Below are 18,189 nucleotides of genomic sequence, written 5' to 3'. Positions count from 1 at the left end.
TTGTTTCAAATTTAAGCTGTTAATTCTCTAATTCGGGTATTCGCACCATGGGTTTTAACTGACTAAATGCCTTTATCGCGCGATTGCTCACTGGCATAAAATTGGCTGATCCCAATAATATGATGGTTTGCCGCTTTCAGATTGAAATATGGTTTACCATTATTAACATTCAGTCGTTCAAAGCGACTATCATCTGCACTGTTGTTTTGTACAGACTCAATCCCGTTTTGTGATGATGCTTACACTTTATATAATTCACTCGTTAAAATGATTTCACCGTTCCATGCTTTTAATAGAAAACGAAACTGCTGATCATTAGAATGAGTGATCTGTTACCATTCCGACATATGTTACCCCATCATTTTCATTTTTTATCTATTATTCGATCAGGATTTATTATTGGAAATTGAACCTGATCTACAAAATATAAATGAACCCAGTCACATTTTTCAATGTCTTTTTTGATCAGAGTAAAGGCTTAAAATTTAATCACTAAGAAAATGATTTTTAATAAATAATTCCAATCAAAAAAACCGACCGAAGTCGGATTTCATCATTCTTTCATCATGATGTATTTGTGAATAGAGGCGCATTACTCAACGCATTGAATAAAGGCCTTAAGGACTGACGATCTGCTTTGAATATGTTGCTTTATTCATTTCTAAAATTTCAACACAAAGTTGCACTTCTATTGCTGGAGCTGTGACATGTTGTTTCAACACGTCCAATAACAACAATGAAATTTGCTTTTGAACTTCAACCGTTCTACCCGTCAATAATGAAACTTTGGCATGCATATACGCATGTTGAGCGTGTTCATCCAAACCCACAACAAAATCTTCCTGAGCGACAGCTCGGCTCTTAATATCATTAATGGCACTGACATGACCCGATTCAAATAAGGCAGTGTTTAGCGCTTTAAGTAAAGGACGAGCCTCAAGCTCAAGGTTATTGGAATATTCCAAATGAATATGCGGCATAGTAAAGACATTTCAAACCCGTAATGCGTCTATTATGCAGGCTGAAAAATAAAATCTATAGCGGATTAGTTATCTATTTCATCTTTAAGTAGACATCCCAAGCCAAGTGTGGCCTTCGCTTAGGATGATTGAAGATTGCTTTAAAGCGAACAATAACGAAACTTAAACTTTTTTCACGTATTCAGATTTGAGTTTCATTGCTCCGATACCATCAATTTTACAATCAATGTCATGACCATCTGTTGCATCAGCTAAAAGACGGATATTTTTAACTTTTGTGCCAACTTTCACCACTGAAGATGAACCTTTAATTTTAAGGTCTTTCACCACAGTAACCGTGTCACCATCGATCAATACATTGCCATTGGCATCTTTAATCACTATCTGTTCATCTGCAGCACTTTCGCCTTCACGCCATTCATGTGAACATTCAGGACAAATCAGTAAATCGCCATCATTATAGGTATATTCAGAATTACATTGGGGACAATTGGGTAAAGACATACAAGACCTCAAAAAAAGATGGATGTAAAAATCCACAGAAACTTAATATAACATTTTTATGTATTTCATAAACTTAAAAACCATAAATTTCGTATGGTTTAATCACCTTGTGAAGGTCGTAAATTTCACAACGCTACAGCACTTGAAGGTTTAAATTTTAGATCTCTAATGAGGTATTTAATATTAAAGCTTTTAAGATATGCGCATGATTTTTATCCATATGTTTGGCCGCTGTGAGTAAGGTCAGGGGCTCCTCTTTTTCCCATGCGCGCAGTTGTTCTAACTCGGCTTGATTGGGTTGTATTTCTTGTAAATAGCGCTGCTTAAACTCGACCCATCGAGAAGCCATTGCCTCATCTTGATGATACCAACGACGTAAATCTGTCGATGGAGTCAATGCCTTCGGCCACAAATCTAGCTCTGCGCTCACTTTACTGATACCACGCGGCCACAAGCGATCGACCAATATGCGTTTACCGTCATCTGGGCTTATCTCATCATAAATACGTTTAATGTGTACAGTCATTAAGCCCTCCTTCGCCTATTTGCAGTTTTTCGATCATTCGTCAGATTATTCATCCGGAATCGCTGGATTCACTAAAAAAGCCAGTAACTGTAAAGACTCCTGCCAACCCAAATAACAGGCATCAGGTGGAATAACGCTCGGCAACCCTGCCTGTACAATCGTCACTTCGGTTCCTACTGATACCGCTTTAAACTCAACAGTGACCTCGATTTCACCGGCCAACTCTGGCATATCAAATTGGTCTGTATAGTGCAGTAAATGATTCGGCACGACTTCATGATAATCACCATGAAAAGCGTGTGTGGTTCCCGTTGAAAAATTTTGAAACGACATGCGGTACGAGCCACCTACACGCACATCAGAATGCTCCACATGGGCAGTAAATCCATGCGGTGCCATCCATTTAACCAAAGCATCTGGCTCCACAAAGGCACGATAAACGCGCTCTACAGGCGCACTAAAAACACGATGTAATCGAACAGTATTGCTCATGATGATGTCCTTTTGTCATTGTTTTCACTGAATCATCCACATGCATTCACCCTCGCTTTATCGTCAATTTTTATCACACTGAAACGTTCTAAATGAGACAGCTTTGAGACGTGCGAGAAAGGTTATTGCTGTTCAATACTATAGCGAATCCTACAGATTGATCCCATCACTTTAACGCAATGCCGTGTTATGTTTTGTGAGCTGCATTCATATCGAATTGGATAGAAAATTCTAAAAAAATCAAAACTTAATCCAATTTTTCTAAAATTTAAATAATAAAAAACCCAGTTAAATCACTGAGTTCTTATTGCTAACGATACAATAGTGAGACTTAGCTCAATTGTGCTTCATCTTCATCCAGATCATCATCTTCATAGATATAAGCCATACAACCCCAGCCGTCATATTCGCCCGAATGTTGTTCCGCAATTTTAATAAACCACTGCTCTAAATCAACGATATCTTCATAATCAGGCTCCATATAAACATAGACCGTGATAATCCATTCCACGCGATCTGATTCTTCATCTTGGAACAATGAAATTTTTTGCTCTTCTTTCAATAAGTACAATGCACACTGTTCAGCCTGCTCTTGAGTCGAAAAGGCAATTGAATATTCGATTTCGTGCGGCACAGATAGATCGTCACCATCTTGCTGCATCTGCCACAGCACATTGCCATTATCATCATCTGGAAATTGTTTAAAATCACGAGTCATTGTACTTTCCCTTATCGTTTATGAATTTTATTCTGTTGACTTAGATTAACGGATAATTGTTGCAATTTGCATTAGCTAAATCTCTTTAATCAGAAATAGACCGCCGAAGTGATCTTTCTGATAACAATTCAAATTAAACCACAACATCCATGTGGGCCTGAGTTTCTTTAAGATGTAAAACCAAAGCTGCCATTTTCAATTCTTCTAAGCGTAATTGTAGATAACTGTCGAGTACCCGTGCCTGACTAAAATGTACACCATGCGCATTGAGCAAGGTGAAATCATCCACCAAAGCCTGCAATAGCTCACCTAAGTTTTTGGTATTTAATTGGGCTAAATACAAATCAGCACGACTATTAAACACCAATGTAAATAATTGCATCGCAGCCAAACGACGTTCTTCATCAACATAATTACATTTTGCAGTCGATTGCTGCTCCATTGCATCAATCATTTTGCAACGTACCGCAGTCAAATTTTGCTTTGCCGCAGATTCATTCATGCCATCCATCAGCTGATCTAAAATACTCTGTAAAGGTAAAAAGAATGCTGACTGATAGCCCCGTATTTTGTTGTCCAAAGCACGGTTGATGTTTTCCAAATGCTGCTGATCCAGCGCTTGGCTATACAAACCCTTTAACTCGGCACGGGCTTGTTCCTGTATTTGTGATTTAGCTTTTTCTTGATATTTGCTCAAATACTGACGCACTTGTTCGATCTGTGCGCGAATATCATTCAACATGATATCGGCATTGGTTTTGGTGACTTCCACCAAACCATCAGCCTGTAAAGTTCGATACTCAACATATTGTTCAATCTCTACAATATGTTGATATTTTGCTACTTTATCGACTTGGATTTTGAGCCCACAGTTTTGAATACGTAATTGACTGATTGCATAATTCAATTCATCTTGCTGAGACTCTGTTTCAGCCAGTTTTAACCGCGCACGATCGAAGTTTTCCTGCAGTGAACGTAGGGTTTTATCATTTTTCAATTTGCGGTTATATACAAAAAGGAGAGCCACAATTAATAGGATGATAAGGACGATTAAAGCAATATTGATCATTTGCTAATCCTCAAAATAAGCTTCAATAATTTAAGTTTATTCCCCAAAACAAACCTAAGTTACAAAAGTTAAAATCTATAATTCATTTCATATTAGCAGAACAAATGCAAAAAACCGTATTTATCTGACCAAATACACACTTGCACACAATTCAACTAAAATACTGTTTTAAATCAATTTAATAAAAAATTTTCATATTAAAAAATAATCAATCAATATTCTTTAGAAAATATAATAAAACTTTAGAAATGGTATTTATTTACTAAAAGATACAAAGAAACTTAATATTAATCTTTGTAAATATTTCATACATTTTATAGAGATATTTGGAGTAATTATAAATCCCCAGAATTGGGGATTTAGTGTATATCATGATTCATTTTTAAGCAGAAAAACCTATTTAAAGCTGTAAATATTCTTAGCTTGCTAAGCTGCCTAAAAATTTCAATGCAACACAGCAGATTTTATGAACAGTGAGCATTCACATGAATACGCTTTAAAATTCTGCCGCGCAATGAATATGAACAGCTTGCTGCGTTAAAGGCTGAGTAAATGCCAGATCGCAAGCATGTAACGCCATCCGTCCGAGTGAGCTTTGCTTTGCATTCGGGTGATACAGTTGATCCCCTGTAATGGGGTGCCCAATATGCATCATGTGTACACGTAACTGATGTGAACGCCCTGTCACTGGTGTTAATAATACTCGGCTAATGTCTTTGCTTGCGTCATAGCTAATGGCTTGATACAAGGTTTTTGAAGGTTTGCCTAATTCAAAATGCACCATCTGACGTGGGCGATTTTCCCAGTCCGTAATGAGGGGCACTTCAACACTACCCTCACCTTCAAGTTTGCCTTGAACCAAAGCCACATATTGCTTTTGAACCGTCCTCGCTTGGAACATTTTACTCACTGCCACTTCTGCATCGCGGTGTTTCGCAAACATCAAAATGCCTGATGTTGCCATGTCTAAACGATGGGTAATCTTTGCTGCTGGATACTGTTGCAAAACTCGAAGATAGGCACTGTCATGATGCTCAGGCAAACGTCCCGGAACCGACAGCAATTCCGCTGGTTTTTCGATAACAACCAAGTCTGCATCTTCATACAAAATACGTAGAGGACCTTGAGGCGGCGCATAGACAAAGTTGGGATCTAAAGGCATGGACAGACTGTGTACTGGGAGAATGTCGGCAAAATAACAACTGACTAATTCGCTGTCAATCGACTTTAACCGATCAGGTCTAACCCTAACGATTATTGGTCCCCAATTTACCAAAGGCTGGTGCTAATGAATGAGACAAATCATCCTCCAGTAACTGTAAGATGCTTGCACTCGTGGTTAAAGGATACTGATGTAGTGTGATGCGATATTCGCCCTGAAACCACTGCGATAAATGCAAGGCATAGGTTCGTTTAGGCCCAAAACCTAAATGTTGTGTTAAACGATTCTTTATACCTGTCCGTGATGATCCAACATACAGAATGTGATTGGGTTGATTTAACTTGGCACAGGCATGGGTTTTCAATGCCTTAAATGCAGCATAGTCCTGATATGTCTGCTGTATATCGCCACCAACCTGCTCTATCACATAAATATAATGTGCGTGTAGAGCAAGATCATCAAAACTTGAAAACTCAAATATACGCTCAGCTTTAGTCTGCTGTGCCTGCAGACAATCCTGTATCAATTGGTTCAGATAACCCATATCAAAATTATTTAAGATTTAGATAGTTAAGCATAACAACTTTGTGAAAAAGGACAATCCGAAGCTTAGATTAAGTTTGAGTTGTTCTGCGTGATATTCTTTACATCAGCAATGATCAAAGTTTGTCTGGAATGAATGCGAAGTTTGGAATTTTGAAAAAGATGGAAAAATTTATTATTGATTGAATTCTTAAAAATTTTTTAGGGTGTAAGAGAAAACAGTATTGTTTACTTCAACTATCATCACTTTGTAAGTCATGATCTTATAGCCTATAAACTTCTGGTTTATAGCGTCCTAAGCTGAATCGAGACCTTTTGGGTGAGTACTGTACACGTGTTTTGCACCACTGACAGCATGCTACTCTTTTCAATCTCTATCACACCCTTGAGATATATAGTAGTGGTATCGATGAGGGATTGTTTCCCTGAAAATTACTATTTTTGACTTATTTTAAAAATATTTTTCACATTTAAAGATATATTGAAAATATTTTCTTCTTGTATGATGTTTTAGCATTTTTTCCATCTGATAAATGACTTTTACCGAGAATTTTCGCCATAGCTTAACACTCAAACCATCGGGATCATTTGAATTCTAGACAGGACTTTTAACCAATGAGAACTTGTATTGAAATGAGTTCTCCAACTGGATTAAGAGTCAATAATGCATACCACAGCGAGATTTGAAAATTGAGGTGTGCTTAAAAAAAGTAGCAAAAAGCACAGAGGCTATTCAATGCGATGAAAATGTGATGAAAATGAAATTCGTTCAGATTTAACACTTGGCTTAGGACTATTTTTACGGGAGATGCCTGATGATCTTTAAGCTTATGTTGACTAAACTGGTGTCGTTTGTTTTATGCGGATTAAAGGAGTAATGATTCATTATTCTTTTTTATTTTGGTTTAAATTTTTGGGGTGGTATAAGAGAAAACAATATTGTTTACTTCAACTATCATCACTTTGTAAGTCATGATCTTATAGCCTATAAACTTCTGGTTTATAGCGTCCTAAGCTGAATCGAGACCTTTTGGGTGAGTACTGTACACGTGTTTTGCACCACTGACAGCATGCTACTCTTTTCAATCTCTATCACACCCTTGAGATATACTTTAACCAAAGAGGATCGGGATTAATTTCCTAAGTTTTTCTAATTTTCTGCAAATTCAGCAAATTTTTTCAGCCATTTTAGGTTTAGCAGGATATTTTATCTTTTCAGCTCATTTCAGCGTTTTTTATCTGCAGATTTGCCCAATTATAAGAAAATTTTCTTTTACAACAGACAAAACGTCCAAACACAGCGTCAAATTTAAAAATATATCGCCGCTGAACATTCATCCATTAACTTCATACAAAACTCCGCCCTTTGAGTAGAGATCTAAGCCTATCCATGTTCTGCAGATATTAGGGTTGATCTTTTCAACGTGGTGTTGGTCAATGAACTAAATAGCTTTGTACCCACTGTGCGCTAAACCACCAACCACTACATGCCGCCATACCACAAAGTAAATTGGCCAAAATTTTATTCATTCAGCTGAGGTCTGATGCATATATTTTGAGATTGATCAGATATGCAATCACGGCATATACCAGTCCAATCGCACCACCAATGATAATCAGGATCAAAGGCCATGCTGCATAGGCTTGCGCCTCTGCTGGATATTTTGTAGAACGGATGGTTTCTGTGGTCATGCCGTATATCCTATTCATAACGCGATTACCTGTTTTAGTTAGCAATTTCTGCGCCATTTTTCTTGGATATACAGCATTATTTCAAAGTTAATGCATGTTGAATTTCTAGCTTTGACTACAGCATTTATCGCAACCAACAACTTTTTCTGTTGGCCAGCTCATTCGTGCACGCTTATAAGCGAGTTCGAAATTGGCAAAATAACCAATCAATATTTGCTGGTCAAACTGCGGCATGTCTACGCATCCTTGCGTACCATTGTGAATTAAATGTGAGCCATTCATTAAGGCATTTTCATCGACTATAAATTTAATCATCTACCATTCCCCTCATTATTTTTTATAAAATTCAAAGATTAATAAATCCATATAAAAATTATGTGATTTATAATCACATACTAAAATTATGCCTTTATTGTTCAAAAATCAATCGGTATTTAAAGATTTTTTTAGCCGTCTCGTGGATAACTTAAACGCAGAATGATGTGCTCTTTTAGGACAGATAGTGAAATTGCTCGATAGTATTTTTTTCGCTTAAGCCGAGTGCTTGGAATGTTGAGTAAAGGTATTTTTCACTCGAACTGACATCAACAAATACGGCGTCCAAATCAGACAACCCATAGTACTCGTCGCTAACTGCATGATGGTCTCTGTATCCAATGCATTTTTATCGGTGAATAGCACACTCAAAATGGCACTATCACATAACTGTACCAATAAAAAACTTGCCATAAACGCAATATAGAATGTTGGAAAGTAAAGATGCTTACTAAAAAATAAGTAGACAGCACAAACTGAAAGTAAGAAAAATACAATATTTAAGATGCTTTCTATATAGAGTAAATACATCAGAGTTGGATAATAAAGTTCCGATTTTTGATCACTTATTTGACTTAACGCCTCATTTTGAAAAAGTTGATATAGGCTATAAATATCAAATGAAAGCAATAGTAGTGATAGGACAATTTTTATCCCCAACACAATAAGCCACCCGCCCAAACCTTTTAAATTCCTCTGATTGTTCATTTTTTTGTATCACTTCTTATAATTTTAATAATCTTTATCAAACGCTGAAAAACTCGGTTTCGGATTTTTATTTCTATATTTATTAAACAAAATGCAGATCATTCACTCTAAAAGATGGATTCATTTTAGAGTGAAATGTTGATTGGTTTATAAAGGGGTGTCGACCTGTACAGTTCGTTTCTGACGAATGCGGCGAACCAGCCAGATCACGATTGCAATCACTAAGATCACAACAAAAAATGGAACTAAAAAGGCCAATACTGACAAGACTGCAGCACCAATCCATTCTCCTGTAGATAAGATGGGGTTTGCAACGCCACCTGTGGTTGCGGTAGATACACCACGCGCAGCGACAGTACTCATTTGCACTGCTGTTGCTGTACCACCACCCACGATAATTGCTGCAGCCCAACTGGCAAATTGGGACATTTCACCTGAACTTACTGCCATTGTAGCGATGGTCCCTGCGATCATCGCTGCAGGTGTTGAAATGGTGTCGAGGGCATTGTCTACCCAAGGAATATAGTACGCGGCGATTTCACAGACAGTCGCAATTGCTAAGCCAATACAAACTGCAGGCATAGACAACCATTCGAATCCTTTCATTGGTTCGAATAGTCCTAAAATGGAAGCAACACTCATCACCAATAAAGGTACAAAGACACGGAAGCCACAGGCAGCACTTAAGCCAATACCAATACACAGTCCTAATATTGTTTCCATGGGCTTCTCCGAATGGTCAAACGTACAATTTGTTTTTATATATGCTGTGTTATACGTTAGCAAAAAGCCCTATCGAGTGATAGGGCTTTTCTTTCTAAACAGCGGATAACTGTTAGTGTTTTGCAGCTTAGGCATTCTTATTGTTAAATTGATAGCCTTGGCATTTGGTACACGGTGGTAAACGATCAGTACCAATTTCTAAGTAGACGCGGTGTCCGCATTGAACACAAAAATAGAAGCCTGTTCCGGGTTTTTGACCAGCAGTAACCATTTTTGTTCTCCATGTGTTTTTAGAAATGGTAGATCCAGTATAACTCTCTTGTGATGAATGTCTATTGGTCATTTCGACAATTGATAATGGCATTTAGGCAAAGCATAATTTCGTATGGAAATTTTGGTGGGTTTACAGAGATTTGCTGAGCCAATTATCCATTTGCAATAAAGTCATCTGGCATCTGCACCAAAACCTTAAAATAGCTGATCAAATGAGACTGGTTTTCCAAACATTTTAATCAATGCTAATTTATCCTAATTTCATCCAATTTTATGACTATAAAATTCTGTAATTATCACTAAACCCAAAAATATGACGGTAAAGAAGAAACAATAATTTTTATAAAAAATACTCAAACCCTTTTTTCTAAAATTAAAATACTGATTTTCTATGTTATCCAACTTAGATAACACTCTATCCTTTTTAAATTTAGACAAACTGTTTGTTTGAATTTCACGTCTATATTGCAAAATCAAATTTTTAAAAGACTTTTTCCCAGCAAGTATCCAAGTTTTAGATTTAGAAAGTAATGAAAAAAAGAAAATGATGATACCAGCTAAAGCCAATATTTTTATATTTCCATATTTTTCAGGAATGCCAAGCCATCCAATTATTGCTAGAAAAAGCCAAATACTGTGTTCATTTAGTTTTAAAAAATAATCATTTATAGCAACTTCTAACTCTAAAACTTTTTTAAAAATTTCCTTATTTCCCATATTACCTTCTATAATATTTTTAATAAATTATTTATACATTTTTTGTATGTTTCATAATATATAAGTGTAAACCCCTTATATTCCTGGCTATTCACTAAATTTTGTCTAGTCGATTAGCTCCTGTACTACGATTACTATAAATATAAATTTTAAATATGCTATCGAATTTACTCTTATACCTATGTATCACATATCCGATAAGCAAATAAGCCTGAGTTACCCCATCAACATCTAGATATTTTTCCATTTTCAACCACAAAATAAAAACGCCCCAATTTACACTAGAGCGTTTTAAACAATATCAACAAGTTTCATCTCCCTCCCCCCTTCTTTTAAAAGAATTGCAAACTTCCTCCTTTTTCAAAGATAAGATGCATTGTATCGCAAGGGTGTAGATTAAAAGAATCACATCAAGCTATTCCCCTTCCAAGAAGTCCTGTGTATAGCGTTGCAGTAACCACCCACTTCATTCACAGATACTTCTTTTCCAATAAACAATGCCATCAAATTAAAGTAAAACTAAAATCAGTACCCTCAATATTTTTTGAAAAAATATAATCAGAATTTATATCTCTAAATTTATTTTCATTAATTAATTTATTTAAATATTCCTCTTCCACAGTTGGATGCACACCTAAACACCAAAGTGAACGACCAGTTGTGGTACTAGATCCTCTAACTTTTTCATATTTTTCGATATCTTTTAACATATACCTAATGCAATGTGACGCATTTTCATGTTGTTTAATTTCTAGAGGTATTGAACTTTGCTTTCGTTTCTGTCTGATCATAAAGTCAATAGAGCAAATATCCTTATCTTTAGACATCCGCTTATCTAACTCATATCGTTTTTCTCTTTCAACTTCAGACACATCCGTATGATTAAATAAAAACAAAGCAAATTCAACCTGAAGCCATATTTCCCACCCTTTAATCTGATTCTCTACAAACCCATTTAATTTGTTAACAATATCTTCTTGCATAAAAAATTCTTCAGATATGTTTATTAAAAAATTTAAATCATCTTTAAGTATTTTCATTGTAATTAATCTATTAAAAAAACCTACATAAATGTAGGGTCTTTTTTAAACAATATCAATGACTTTAATCTCCCCTTGCGAAGTAATACTTCTCATCTTTTAAAAGAGGGGAACTCCCTCCTTTTTCAAAGGTGAGGAATATATTCCGTAAGGGGAGGATTTAAAGAATTACATCAAGCCACATTCCCTTCCAAGAAATCCTGTGCAAAGCGTTGTAACACACCACCCGCTTCATACACATGCACTTCTTCTTCAGTATCCAAACGGCAAGTCACAGGCACTTTAATAATTTCATTTTTGCCGTCTGCCGTCGAACGCTCAACCACCAAAGTCAGGTCAGAACGCGGCGCAATATTGCCAATCACGCTATACAACTCAGTACCATCCAGCTTCAAGGTTTTACGGTCAGTCCCTGCTTTAAACTCAAGCGGTAACACACCCATACCCACCAAGTTAGTACGGTGAATACGCTCAAAACCTTCTGCCACGATCACTTCTACACCTGCAAGGCGCACACCTTTGGCAGCCCAGTCACGGCTCGAACCCTGACCATAGTCTTTACCTGCAATGATGATCAGTGGCTGCTTACGATTCATATAAGTTTCAATCGCTTCCCACATACGCATCACTTCGCCTTCAGGCTCTACACGCGCTTTTGAACCTTGCTTGATCGTACCGTCAGAGCGCACCACCATTTCATTGAACAATTTCGGGTTGGCAAATGTCGCACGCTGTGCAGTCAAATGGTCCCCACGGTGGGTTGCGTATGAGTTAAAGTCTTCTTCAGGCACGCCCATTTTATGCAGATACTCACCTGCAGCCGAATCCATCATGATCGCATTTGAAGGTGATAAATGGTCTGTGGTGATATTGTCTGGCAAGATTGCAAGCGGACGCATATTTGCAAGTGTACGCGGTGCAGCCAAAGCCCCTTCCCAATACGGCGGACGGCGAATATAAGTACTTTGCGGACGCCAGTCGTATAGTGGGCTTGCCGCTTTTTCACGCTCACCCAAGTCAAACATTGGGATATACACTTTCTTAAACTGTTCAGGTTTAACCGCTTCTTTTACCAACGCATCAATTTCAGCATCAGACGGCCAAATGTCTTTCAGGTAAATTGGATTACCGTCTTTGTCATTACCCAATGAATCAGTTTCGATGTCAAAACGGATCGTCCCTGCAATCGCATACGCCACAACCAGCGGAGGCGAAGCCAAGAACGCTTGTTTTGCATAAGGATGGATACGTCCGTCAAAGTTACGGTTACCTGAAAGTACCGCAGTTGCGTACAAATCACGATCAATAATTTCTTGTTGAATTTTTGGATCTAAAGCACCTGACATACCATTACACGTGGTACATGCATAAGCCACGATACCAAAACCCAGTTTTTCTAAATCACCGAGTACACCTGCTTCTTCTAGGTATAACGCTGCTGCTTTAGAACCCGGTGCAAATGATGATTTCACCCAAGGTTTACGCACAAGTCCTAACTCATTCGCTTTACGTGCAAGTAAGCCTGCTGCAACGGTATTGCGTGGGTTAGAAGTGTTTGTACATGAGGTGATTGCTGCAATGATGATTGCGCCATCAGGCATTAAACCTTCAGCTTCCTGAGCTTTAGCCGCTTCTAAGTTGCCTGCAATGCCTTTGGCTTTTAGGTCAGCCGTCGATACACGCGCATGCGGGTTCGATGGACCTGCAATATTACGAGTCACTTTCGACAAATCAAAACGCAGTACACGCGGGTATTCTGCCGCTGTCATATCCGACGCCCAAAGACCAATTTCTTTGGCATAGGTTTCAACCAATTTCACTTGATCCGCTTCACGGCCTGTCAATGTCAGGTAATCAATGGTGTTTTGGTCGATGTAGAACATCGCAGCCGTTGCGCCATATTCAGGGGTCATGTTCGAGATCGTTGCACGGTCACCTACAGACATGCTGTCTGCACCTTCACCGAAGAACTCTAAATAAGCACCAACCACACGTTCTTTACGCAAGAATTCTGTAAGCGCTAACACGATATCAGTTGCGGTGATGCCTGCTTTACGCTGACCGACAAGCTCTACACCAATGATGTCTGGCAGACGCATCCAAGATGCTCGGCCAAGCATCACATTTTCAGCTTCGAGTCCTCCGACACCAACAGAAATTACACCCAATGCATCAGTATGCGGCGTATGTGAGTCTGTACCCACGCAAGTATCAGGGAAAGCTAAACCATCACGGTTTTGAATTACTGGAGACATTTTCTCCAAGTTGATTTGATGCATGATACCGTTGCCCGCAGGGATCACATCGACATTTTCAAAGGCTGTTTTGGTCCATTCAATGAAGTGGAAACGGTCTTCATTACGACGGTCTTCAATCGCGCGGTTTTTCTCAAATGCGTCTGGGTCAAAACCGCCAAACTCTACAGCTAGAGAATGGTCAACAATCAGCTGTGTTGGAACAACAGGATTGACTTTTGACGGATCGCCGCCTTGGTCTGCAATCGCATCACGCAAGCCTGCAAGGTCAACCAATGCTGTTTGACCTAAGATGTCATGGCACACCACACGTGCAGGGTACCAAGGGAAATCGTGGTCTTGCTTACGGTTGATGAGTTCTTTTAAAGACTGTTCTAAGATTGCAGGGTCGCATTTACGAACCAACTGCTCTGCAAGGACTTTAGATGTATATGGGAGTTTTGCGTATGCGCCTGGCTGAATATCTTCTACGGCTTGGCGTACATCGAAGTATTCTAGCTGGGTGCCTTGCAGCGGTTTACGGTAGTTGTTGTTCATAGCGTTCCTGCCCTCGGTCTTTCATTTTTTTGCGTTGTCTTTTTCATAGACAATTCATCTTTGTTCGATAGGCATACTACACTGCCGAAAACCCATTTCCCAAATCTTATATATTTCATAGAGTTAAATATAAAAACAGGGGTTTTTGAAATATTTAGTTACACTAACTTTGGAATATTCGCTCTAAATGTGAATTTTTTTGAAAAATAGCTGCAAATCCGCCTCATTCTTTAGTCTAAGGAAAATTGCACTGCATAATATTTAATCTAAACAGCAACCAATTTGGTTAAAAATCAGTCTTATCAATTTTAGTATTTAATAATCAAGGTATTAAATTACTTCATTAGCTCATTGCGCCTCAAAGCCACAATGTGAATCAAAACACTGTTTTATCATTTATTTCATCTTAATTCTCAATTTATCCCTATTTGCAGGGATAGCGTCGAATCACTCCTCTCTCAGATAATAAAAGCACGACATACAAGCACAGTAATTCGCTGTACTCGCCAAAATAATCACAATATATACAAAACCTTAGCTAAATAAATCAGCGACTACTGTTCTACCGTCATTATGCTTTGGGGAAAGATCATGACAAAATTTAAAACCATCATTGGGGCTGGCTGCCTCTTAAGCTGTCTCAGCTTCATTGCCTGTGGCGACAACGACCAATCGACAACGGATTCGACGATTCAAGAAGAGGAAGTAGACTCACCGACTGTCATCTCGAATCCACCACGTTTGAAAGCCAATGCACAAGGTGAGCATGAACTGCTGATTGCCTATAAACGCCAAGCCTTATACGACCCCGAAACGGGTGAAAATGACCTATTACAGGTCAGAGGCTATCTGACTAAACCTGAACTCTGGAACTCGAAAAATAGCGATGGCAGTGTTTCGGATGTGTTGGTTGGCCCACAAATTCGTGCGAAACAAGGTGACAATTTAAAAATTCATCTGGTCAATCATCTCCCTGTTGAATCGACGGAGACCTGTCCAAGTCCAGTGACCAATATTAACCAAGGGAACTGTTTTAACACCACAAATTTACATACACATGGTCTCTGGGTTAGCCCGCAAGGAAATAGTGACAACGTATTTTTGAGCTTAAAACCTCAGCAAGATTTTCATTACGAATTTAAGATCGAACCGAATCATCCTGCGGGAACATTTTGGTATCACTCACATGTGCATGGTTCAACCGCGATTCAGGTCTCAAGCGGCATGGCTGGCCCTTTGATTATTGAGGGCGAGCGGAAACCTGTCATTCGTCAGGGGCAAATTCAGCAGACTGGAGATTTGGACATCTTATGGAAAAATCAAAAAAACCAGCAGTATGACCATGAAAAAATCATGCTGTTCCAGCAGATTCAATACAATGAAGATTGCGACAGCAATTTAAGCCAAGTGAATGGCACCCCCTGCATCTATAGCTTAGAAGATTATTCAAAACTCGATATACCAACCTCATGGGCGGATGAAAATCGTTTTACCAGTATCAATGGCAAAATGTTTGGTGAAATTAAGGTGGATCAGAACCAATACCACCGCTGGCGCATGATTCACGGCGGTATCCGTGACACCATTGGTTTGACCATCAAAGAACTGCCTGATTCTGCGCTCTTTACCGCAGAGCAAACCCTGAGCGAATGTCAAAAGTATCAAAGCAAGTCGATGTCTTCACAGTTTAAAACGCTGAAAACATTACCGTTATATACCCTTGCACAAGACGGCTTGACCATGGGGAAAATCCAAAAGCACGGGATTGAAATTTTTCAGCCGGGTTATCGCTTTGATGCCATGCTCTCCTTCCCGACCACCAATAAATACTGTGTATACGATACCAAGCTGAATCTGGAAGATGAAATTAATGCGCCTGAATCAAGTCCGTTACTTCGTCGCGCACCAGAAGAAAAACTCAATACACAGCTCCTCGGTTGGGTCAATGTGCAAGCAACTCAACTACCGCAGCAAACGCCGTTTAACTTCTTAAAAAGTCAGGCCACCCAACTAAAACTGGCACCAGAAGTGATTGCGCAGCTCGAACAGGGTGATTTATCAGCCTTTATCTCTCATGCGAGTTTAATGACTGCTGAAGTCGATGAAATGCTCAAAACGATGGCGAAGCAAATCACCAACTTTGACATTCTGTTCAATACAGATGGCAGCTTTAAATTTGGTATTCGTCATGCCGAAGAAGGTACCTTGATCAGCTTTGGCGATGCCTACCATGATGAAGACCATACCCACCATAGCTATGTCCGCAAGCTTCCAATCGGGCAAACTCAAGAGTGGGAGTTAAGCAGTAATGTTGCCAGTCATCCCTTCCATATTCATGTCAATCCATTCCAAGTCGTGAAAATATTGAATGAAAATGGTGTCGATGTCAGTGCGATCGGCAGCTCAGATAAAGATGGTGCGGGTAATATTGACTCGCAATATCATGGAATGAAAGGCGTTTGGAAAGATACGCTCTTCGTCAAACAGGGCTATAAAATCTTTGTACGCAGTAAGTACGAAAAATTTGAAGGCGACTTCGTTCTGCACTGCCATATTTTAGACCATGAAGATCAAGGCATGATGGAAACCGTGCGTATTTGTGGCGATCAATATGATTGTAATAGTGAACCGCCTTCGCATCATTCCACTATGGATATGACTGCAAGCGATATGCCTACACACAATCACTAAGACCGATCTCTGCTGTACAAAAGCCCATATCAATATGGGCTTTTTGTTTGCCTAACACTGCGGCTTGCTGCAAAATAACATGATTAATGATATCTAAAATTTATACTGAGGCTGGTCATGACAACGTCTATGGCATTCACATCTTTTTCTCTCAACGGTGTCGATGCACAAAAATTTCTACAAGGGCAAGTGACTTTGCATGTTGAACGCCTTGAAGAAAATGCAACACGTTATACCGCAATCTGCGACCTCAAAGGCCGTATTCATTTTGGTTTATGGCTCACCAAACACAGTGCTGAAAGTTTTTCTATTGTCACTACAGCAGATCAAGCCGAAGAATTTGCCAAACATATTAAAAAATATGGTGCATTTTCTAAGATGAAACTTGAAGAAACTGGTGCAGTTTTTCCTAGTTTAGTCGGTGATGAAACGACATTTGCTTCGGAACCGACGGATGTTGCAGCATGGGAAGTTCAAGCGATTCAAGCGGGTCAGGCCTATATTGACCAAGCCATTGAACATGTGTTCCAACCGCAAGAGTTACGTCTACATCAGCGTGAAGGCGTCCACTATGACAAAGGTTGTTATTTGGGTCAGGAAGTGATTGCACGTTTATGGTTTAAAGCCAAACCAAAAGCTTGGTTGCATGCAATTCAAGGCACAGGAACTGCGCCTGCACAAGGCGAACAGCTGAATAAAGGCGTACAAGTGGTCAATAGCGCGGCTGTAGAAAATGGTTATGTAGCTTTAGTTGTGGCACGCCCAGAAGCTTTAGAAGAGTTAGATGTGACAGTTTTAGCCTTGCCTGAAGCATTGAATGGTGATGTGGCACGTCCGCAGTCAGCTTAGATAAATTCAGAAGATAGCTACATTTAGCTATCTTCTTTTACAATAAATCTAAGTTTTAAATTTTAAAATTCATCATGTTAATTTGACTATTTTTAAACTAAAATGCACTCCGAATTTTAACAATAAACTATATAACGATGCATCAGACACAATTTCAAGACCCAAAGCACAAGATCATTGCCCTTTATTACGGAATTTTTGCCCTTCTAGGCATGGTCATACTCGGCAATCAATTGCTTTCAATTCAGCTATCTCTACTTGTTTTGATTAGGGTCTGTTGACATTTACTGTGCAAAAAAATAGCGAGAAAGTAGAATTTAATCGCCAAACCAAATCTACTCCTCGCTATGCCTCGTACAATGTTGACTGATCAACACTGGTCTAAGTTAGAAAAC

17 protein-coding genes and 2 pseudogenes are annotated in these 18,189 nt (G+C 38.8%); 2 read left to right on the top strand and 17 right to left on the bottom strand.

All coding sequences use genetic code 11. The annotated features are described in order from the left end of the window. Positions 1 to 62: 62 nt before the first annotated feature. The 17 genes and pseudogenes from FTU80_RS00095 to acnD all read right to left on the bottom strand — a co-directional run bounded on the left by FTU80_RS00095 (position 63) and on the right by acnD (position 14,254). Positions 63 to 329 (bottom strand): annotated as a pseudogene (locus FTU80_RS00095) (YegP family protein). 288 nt (positions 330 to 617) lie between these two features. Beyond that, positions 618 to 980 (bottom strand): 5-carboxymethyl-2-hydroxymuconate Delta-isomerase, encoded by a 363-nt coding sequence (locus FTU80_RS00090; RefSeq protein ID WP_180083525.1) that lies wholly within the window; start codon positions 978 to 980, stop codon positions 618 to 620. A 162-nt stretch (positions 981 to 1,142) separates the two neighbouring features. Continuing rightward, positions 1,143 to 1,484 carry a zinc ribbon domain-containing protein YjdM gene (locus tag FTU80_RS00085; RefSeq protein ID WP_180083522.1) on the bottom strand — a complete coding sequence of 114 codons (342 nt, stop codon included), beginning with the start codon at positions 1,482 to 1,484 and terminating at the stop codon, positions 1,143 to 1,145. A 157-nt stretch (positions 1,485 to 1,641) separates the two neighbouring features. After that, entirely contained in the window at positions 1,642 to 2,010 is a 369-nt protein-coding gene (locus FTU80_RS00080; RefSeq protein WP_180083519.1) for a DUF488 domain-containing protein, read from the bottom strand. Between the two features lie 45 nt (positions 2,011 to 2,055). Continuing rightward, on the bottom strand, positions 2,056 to 2,502 hold the full coding sequence (locus FTU80_RS00075; RefSeq protein WP_111884821.1) for an SRPBCC family protein: 447 nt from the start codon (positions 2,500 to 2,502) through the stop codon (positions 2,056 to 2,058). Between the two features lie 331 nt (positions 2,503 to 2,833). Continuing rightward, the gene (locus tag FTU80_RS00070) at positions 2,834 to 3,220 is read right to left on the bottom strand and encodes a ribonuclease E inhibitor RraB (RefSeq protein ID WP_078191123.1); all 387 of its coding nucleotides are present in this window, start codon (positions 3,218 to 3,220) and stop codon (positions 2,834 to 2,836) included. A gap of 133 nt (positions 3,221 to 3,353) precedes the next feature. Next, complete coding sequence (locus FTU80_RS00065) at positions 3,354 to 4,289, bottom strand: hypothetical protein (protein ID WP_180083516.1); 936 nt, start codon at positions 4,287 to 4,289, stop codon at positions 3,354 to 3,356. Positions 4,290 to 4,785: 496 nt separating this feature from the next. Continuing rightward, positions 4,786 to 5,451 (bottom strand): pseudouridine synthase, encoded by a 666-nt coding sequence (locus FTU80_RS00060; RefSeq protein ID WP_111884818.1) that lies wholly within the window; start codon positions 5,449 to 5,451, stop codon positions 4,786 to 4,788. Positions 5,452 to 5,536: 85 nt separating this feature from the next. After that, complete coding sequence (locus tag FTU80_RS00055) at positions 5,537 to 5,995, bottom strand: GIY-YIG nuclease family protein (RefSeq protein WP_180083513.1); 459 nt, start codon at positions 5,993 to 5,995, stop codon at positions 5,537 to 5,539. Between the two features lie 1,433 nt (positions 5,996 to 7,428). Next, positions 7,429 to 7,686: pseudogene (locus FTU80_RS00050) on the bottom strand (hypothetical protein). Between the two features lie 105 nt (positions 7,687 to 7,791). Then, positions 7,792 to 8,001 (bottom strand): hypothetical protein, encoded by a 210-nt coding sequence (locus FTU80_RS00045; protein WP_078192324.1) that lies wholly within the window; start codon positions 7,999 to 8,001, stop codon positions 7,792 to 7,794. Positions 8,002 to 8,217: 216 nt separating this feature from the next. Continuing rightward, entirely contained in the window at positions 8,218 to 8,709 is a 492-nt protein-coding gene (locus FTU80_RS00040) for a DUF2569 domain-containing protein (RefSeq protein WP_180083510.1), read from the bottom strand. Between the two features lie 147 nt (positions 8,710 to 8,856). Then, positions 8,857 to 9,432 (bottom strand): DUF4126 domain-containing protein, encoded by a 576-nt coding sequence (locus FTU80_RS00035; protein WP_111884815.1) that lies wholly within the window; start codon positions 9,430 to 9,432, stop codon positions 8,857 to 8,859. 127 nt (positions 9,433 to 9,559) lie between these two features. Continuing rightward, on the bottom strand, positions 9,560 to 9,775 hold the full coding sequence (locus tag FTU80_RS00030; protein ID WP_180083507.1) for a hypothetical protein: 216 nt from the start codon (positions 9,773 to 9,775) through the stop codon (positions 9,560 to 9,562). 191 nt (positions 9,776 to 9,966) lie between these two features. Then, entirely contained in the window at positions 9,967 to 10,422 is a 456-nt protein-coding gene (locus tag FTU80_RS00025; protein ID WP_180083504.1) for a hypothetical protein, read from the bottom strand. 503 nt (positions 10,423 to 10,925) lie between these two features. Continuing rightward, positions 10,926 to 11,462: a hypothetical protein gene (locus FTU80_RS00020; RefSeq protein WP_218948978.1), complete on the bottom strand. Its 537-nt coding sequence runs from the start codon at positions 11,460 to 11,462 to the stop codon at positions 10,926 to 10,928. Positions 11,463 to 11,635: 173 nt separating this feature from the next. Then, complete coding sequence (gene acnD / locus FTU80_RS00015; protein WP_180083501.1) at positions 11,636 to 14,254, bottom strand: Fe/S-dependent 2-methylisocitrate dehydratase AcnD; 2,619 nt, start codon at positions 14,252 to 14,254, stop codon at positions 11,636 to 11,638. 591 nt (positions 14,255 to 14,845) lie between these two features. Here acnD and FTU80_RS00010 point away from each other — a divergent pair. Beyond that, complete coding sequence (locus FTU80_RS00010) at positions 14,846 to 16,945, top strand: multicopper oxidase family protein (protein WP_180083498.1); 2,100 nt, start codon at positions 14,846 to 14,848, stop codon at positions 16,943 to 16,945. Positions 16,946 to 17,062: 117 nt separating this feature from the next. Then, complete coding sequence (locus FTU80_RS00005; protein ID WP_257221365.1) at positions 17,063 to 17,794, top strand: folate-binding protein YgfZ; 732 nt, start codon at positions 17,063 to 17,065, stop codon at positions 17,792 to 17,794. Positions 17,795 to 18,189 lie beyond the last annotated feature (395 nt).

Origin of the sequence: Acinetobacter sp. YH12145, from assembly GCF_013418335.1 — a bacterium.
GTDB lineage: Bacteria > Pseudomonadota > Gammaproteobacteria > Pseudomonadales > Moraxellaceae > Acinetobacter > Acinetobacter amyesii.
Note: the sequence above shows the minus strand (reverse complement) of the source record. Positions and strands in the feature narration are given on the sequence as shown.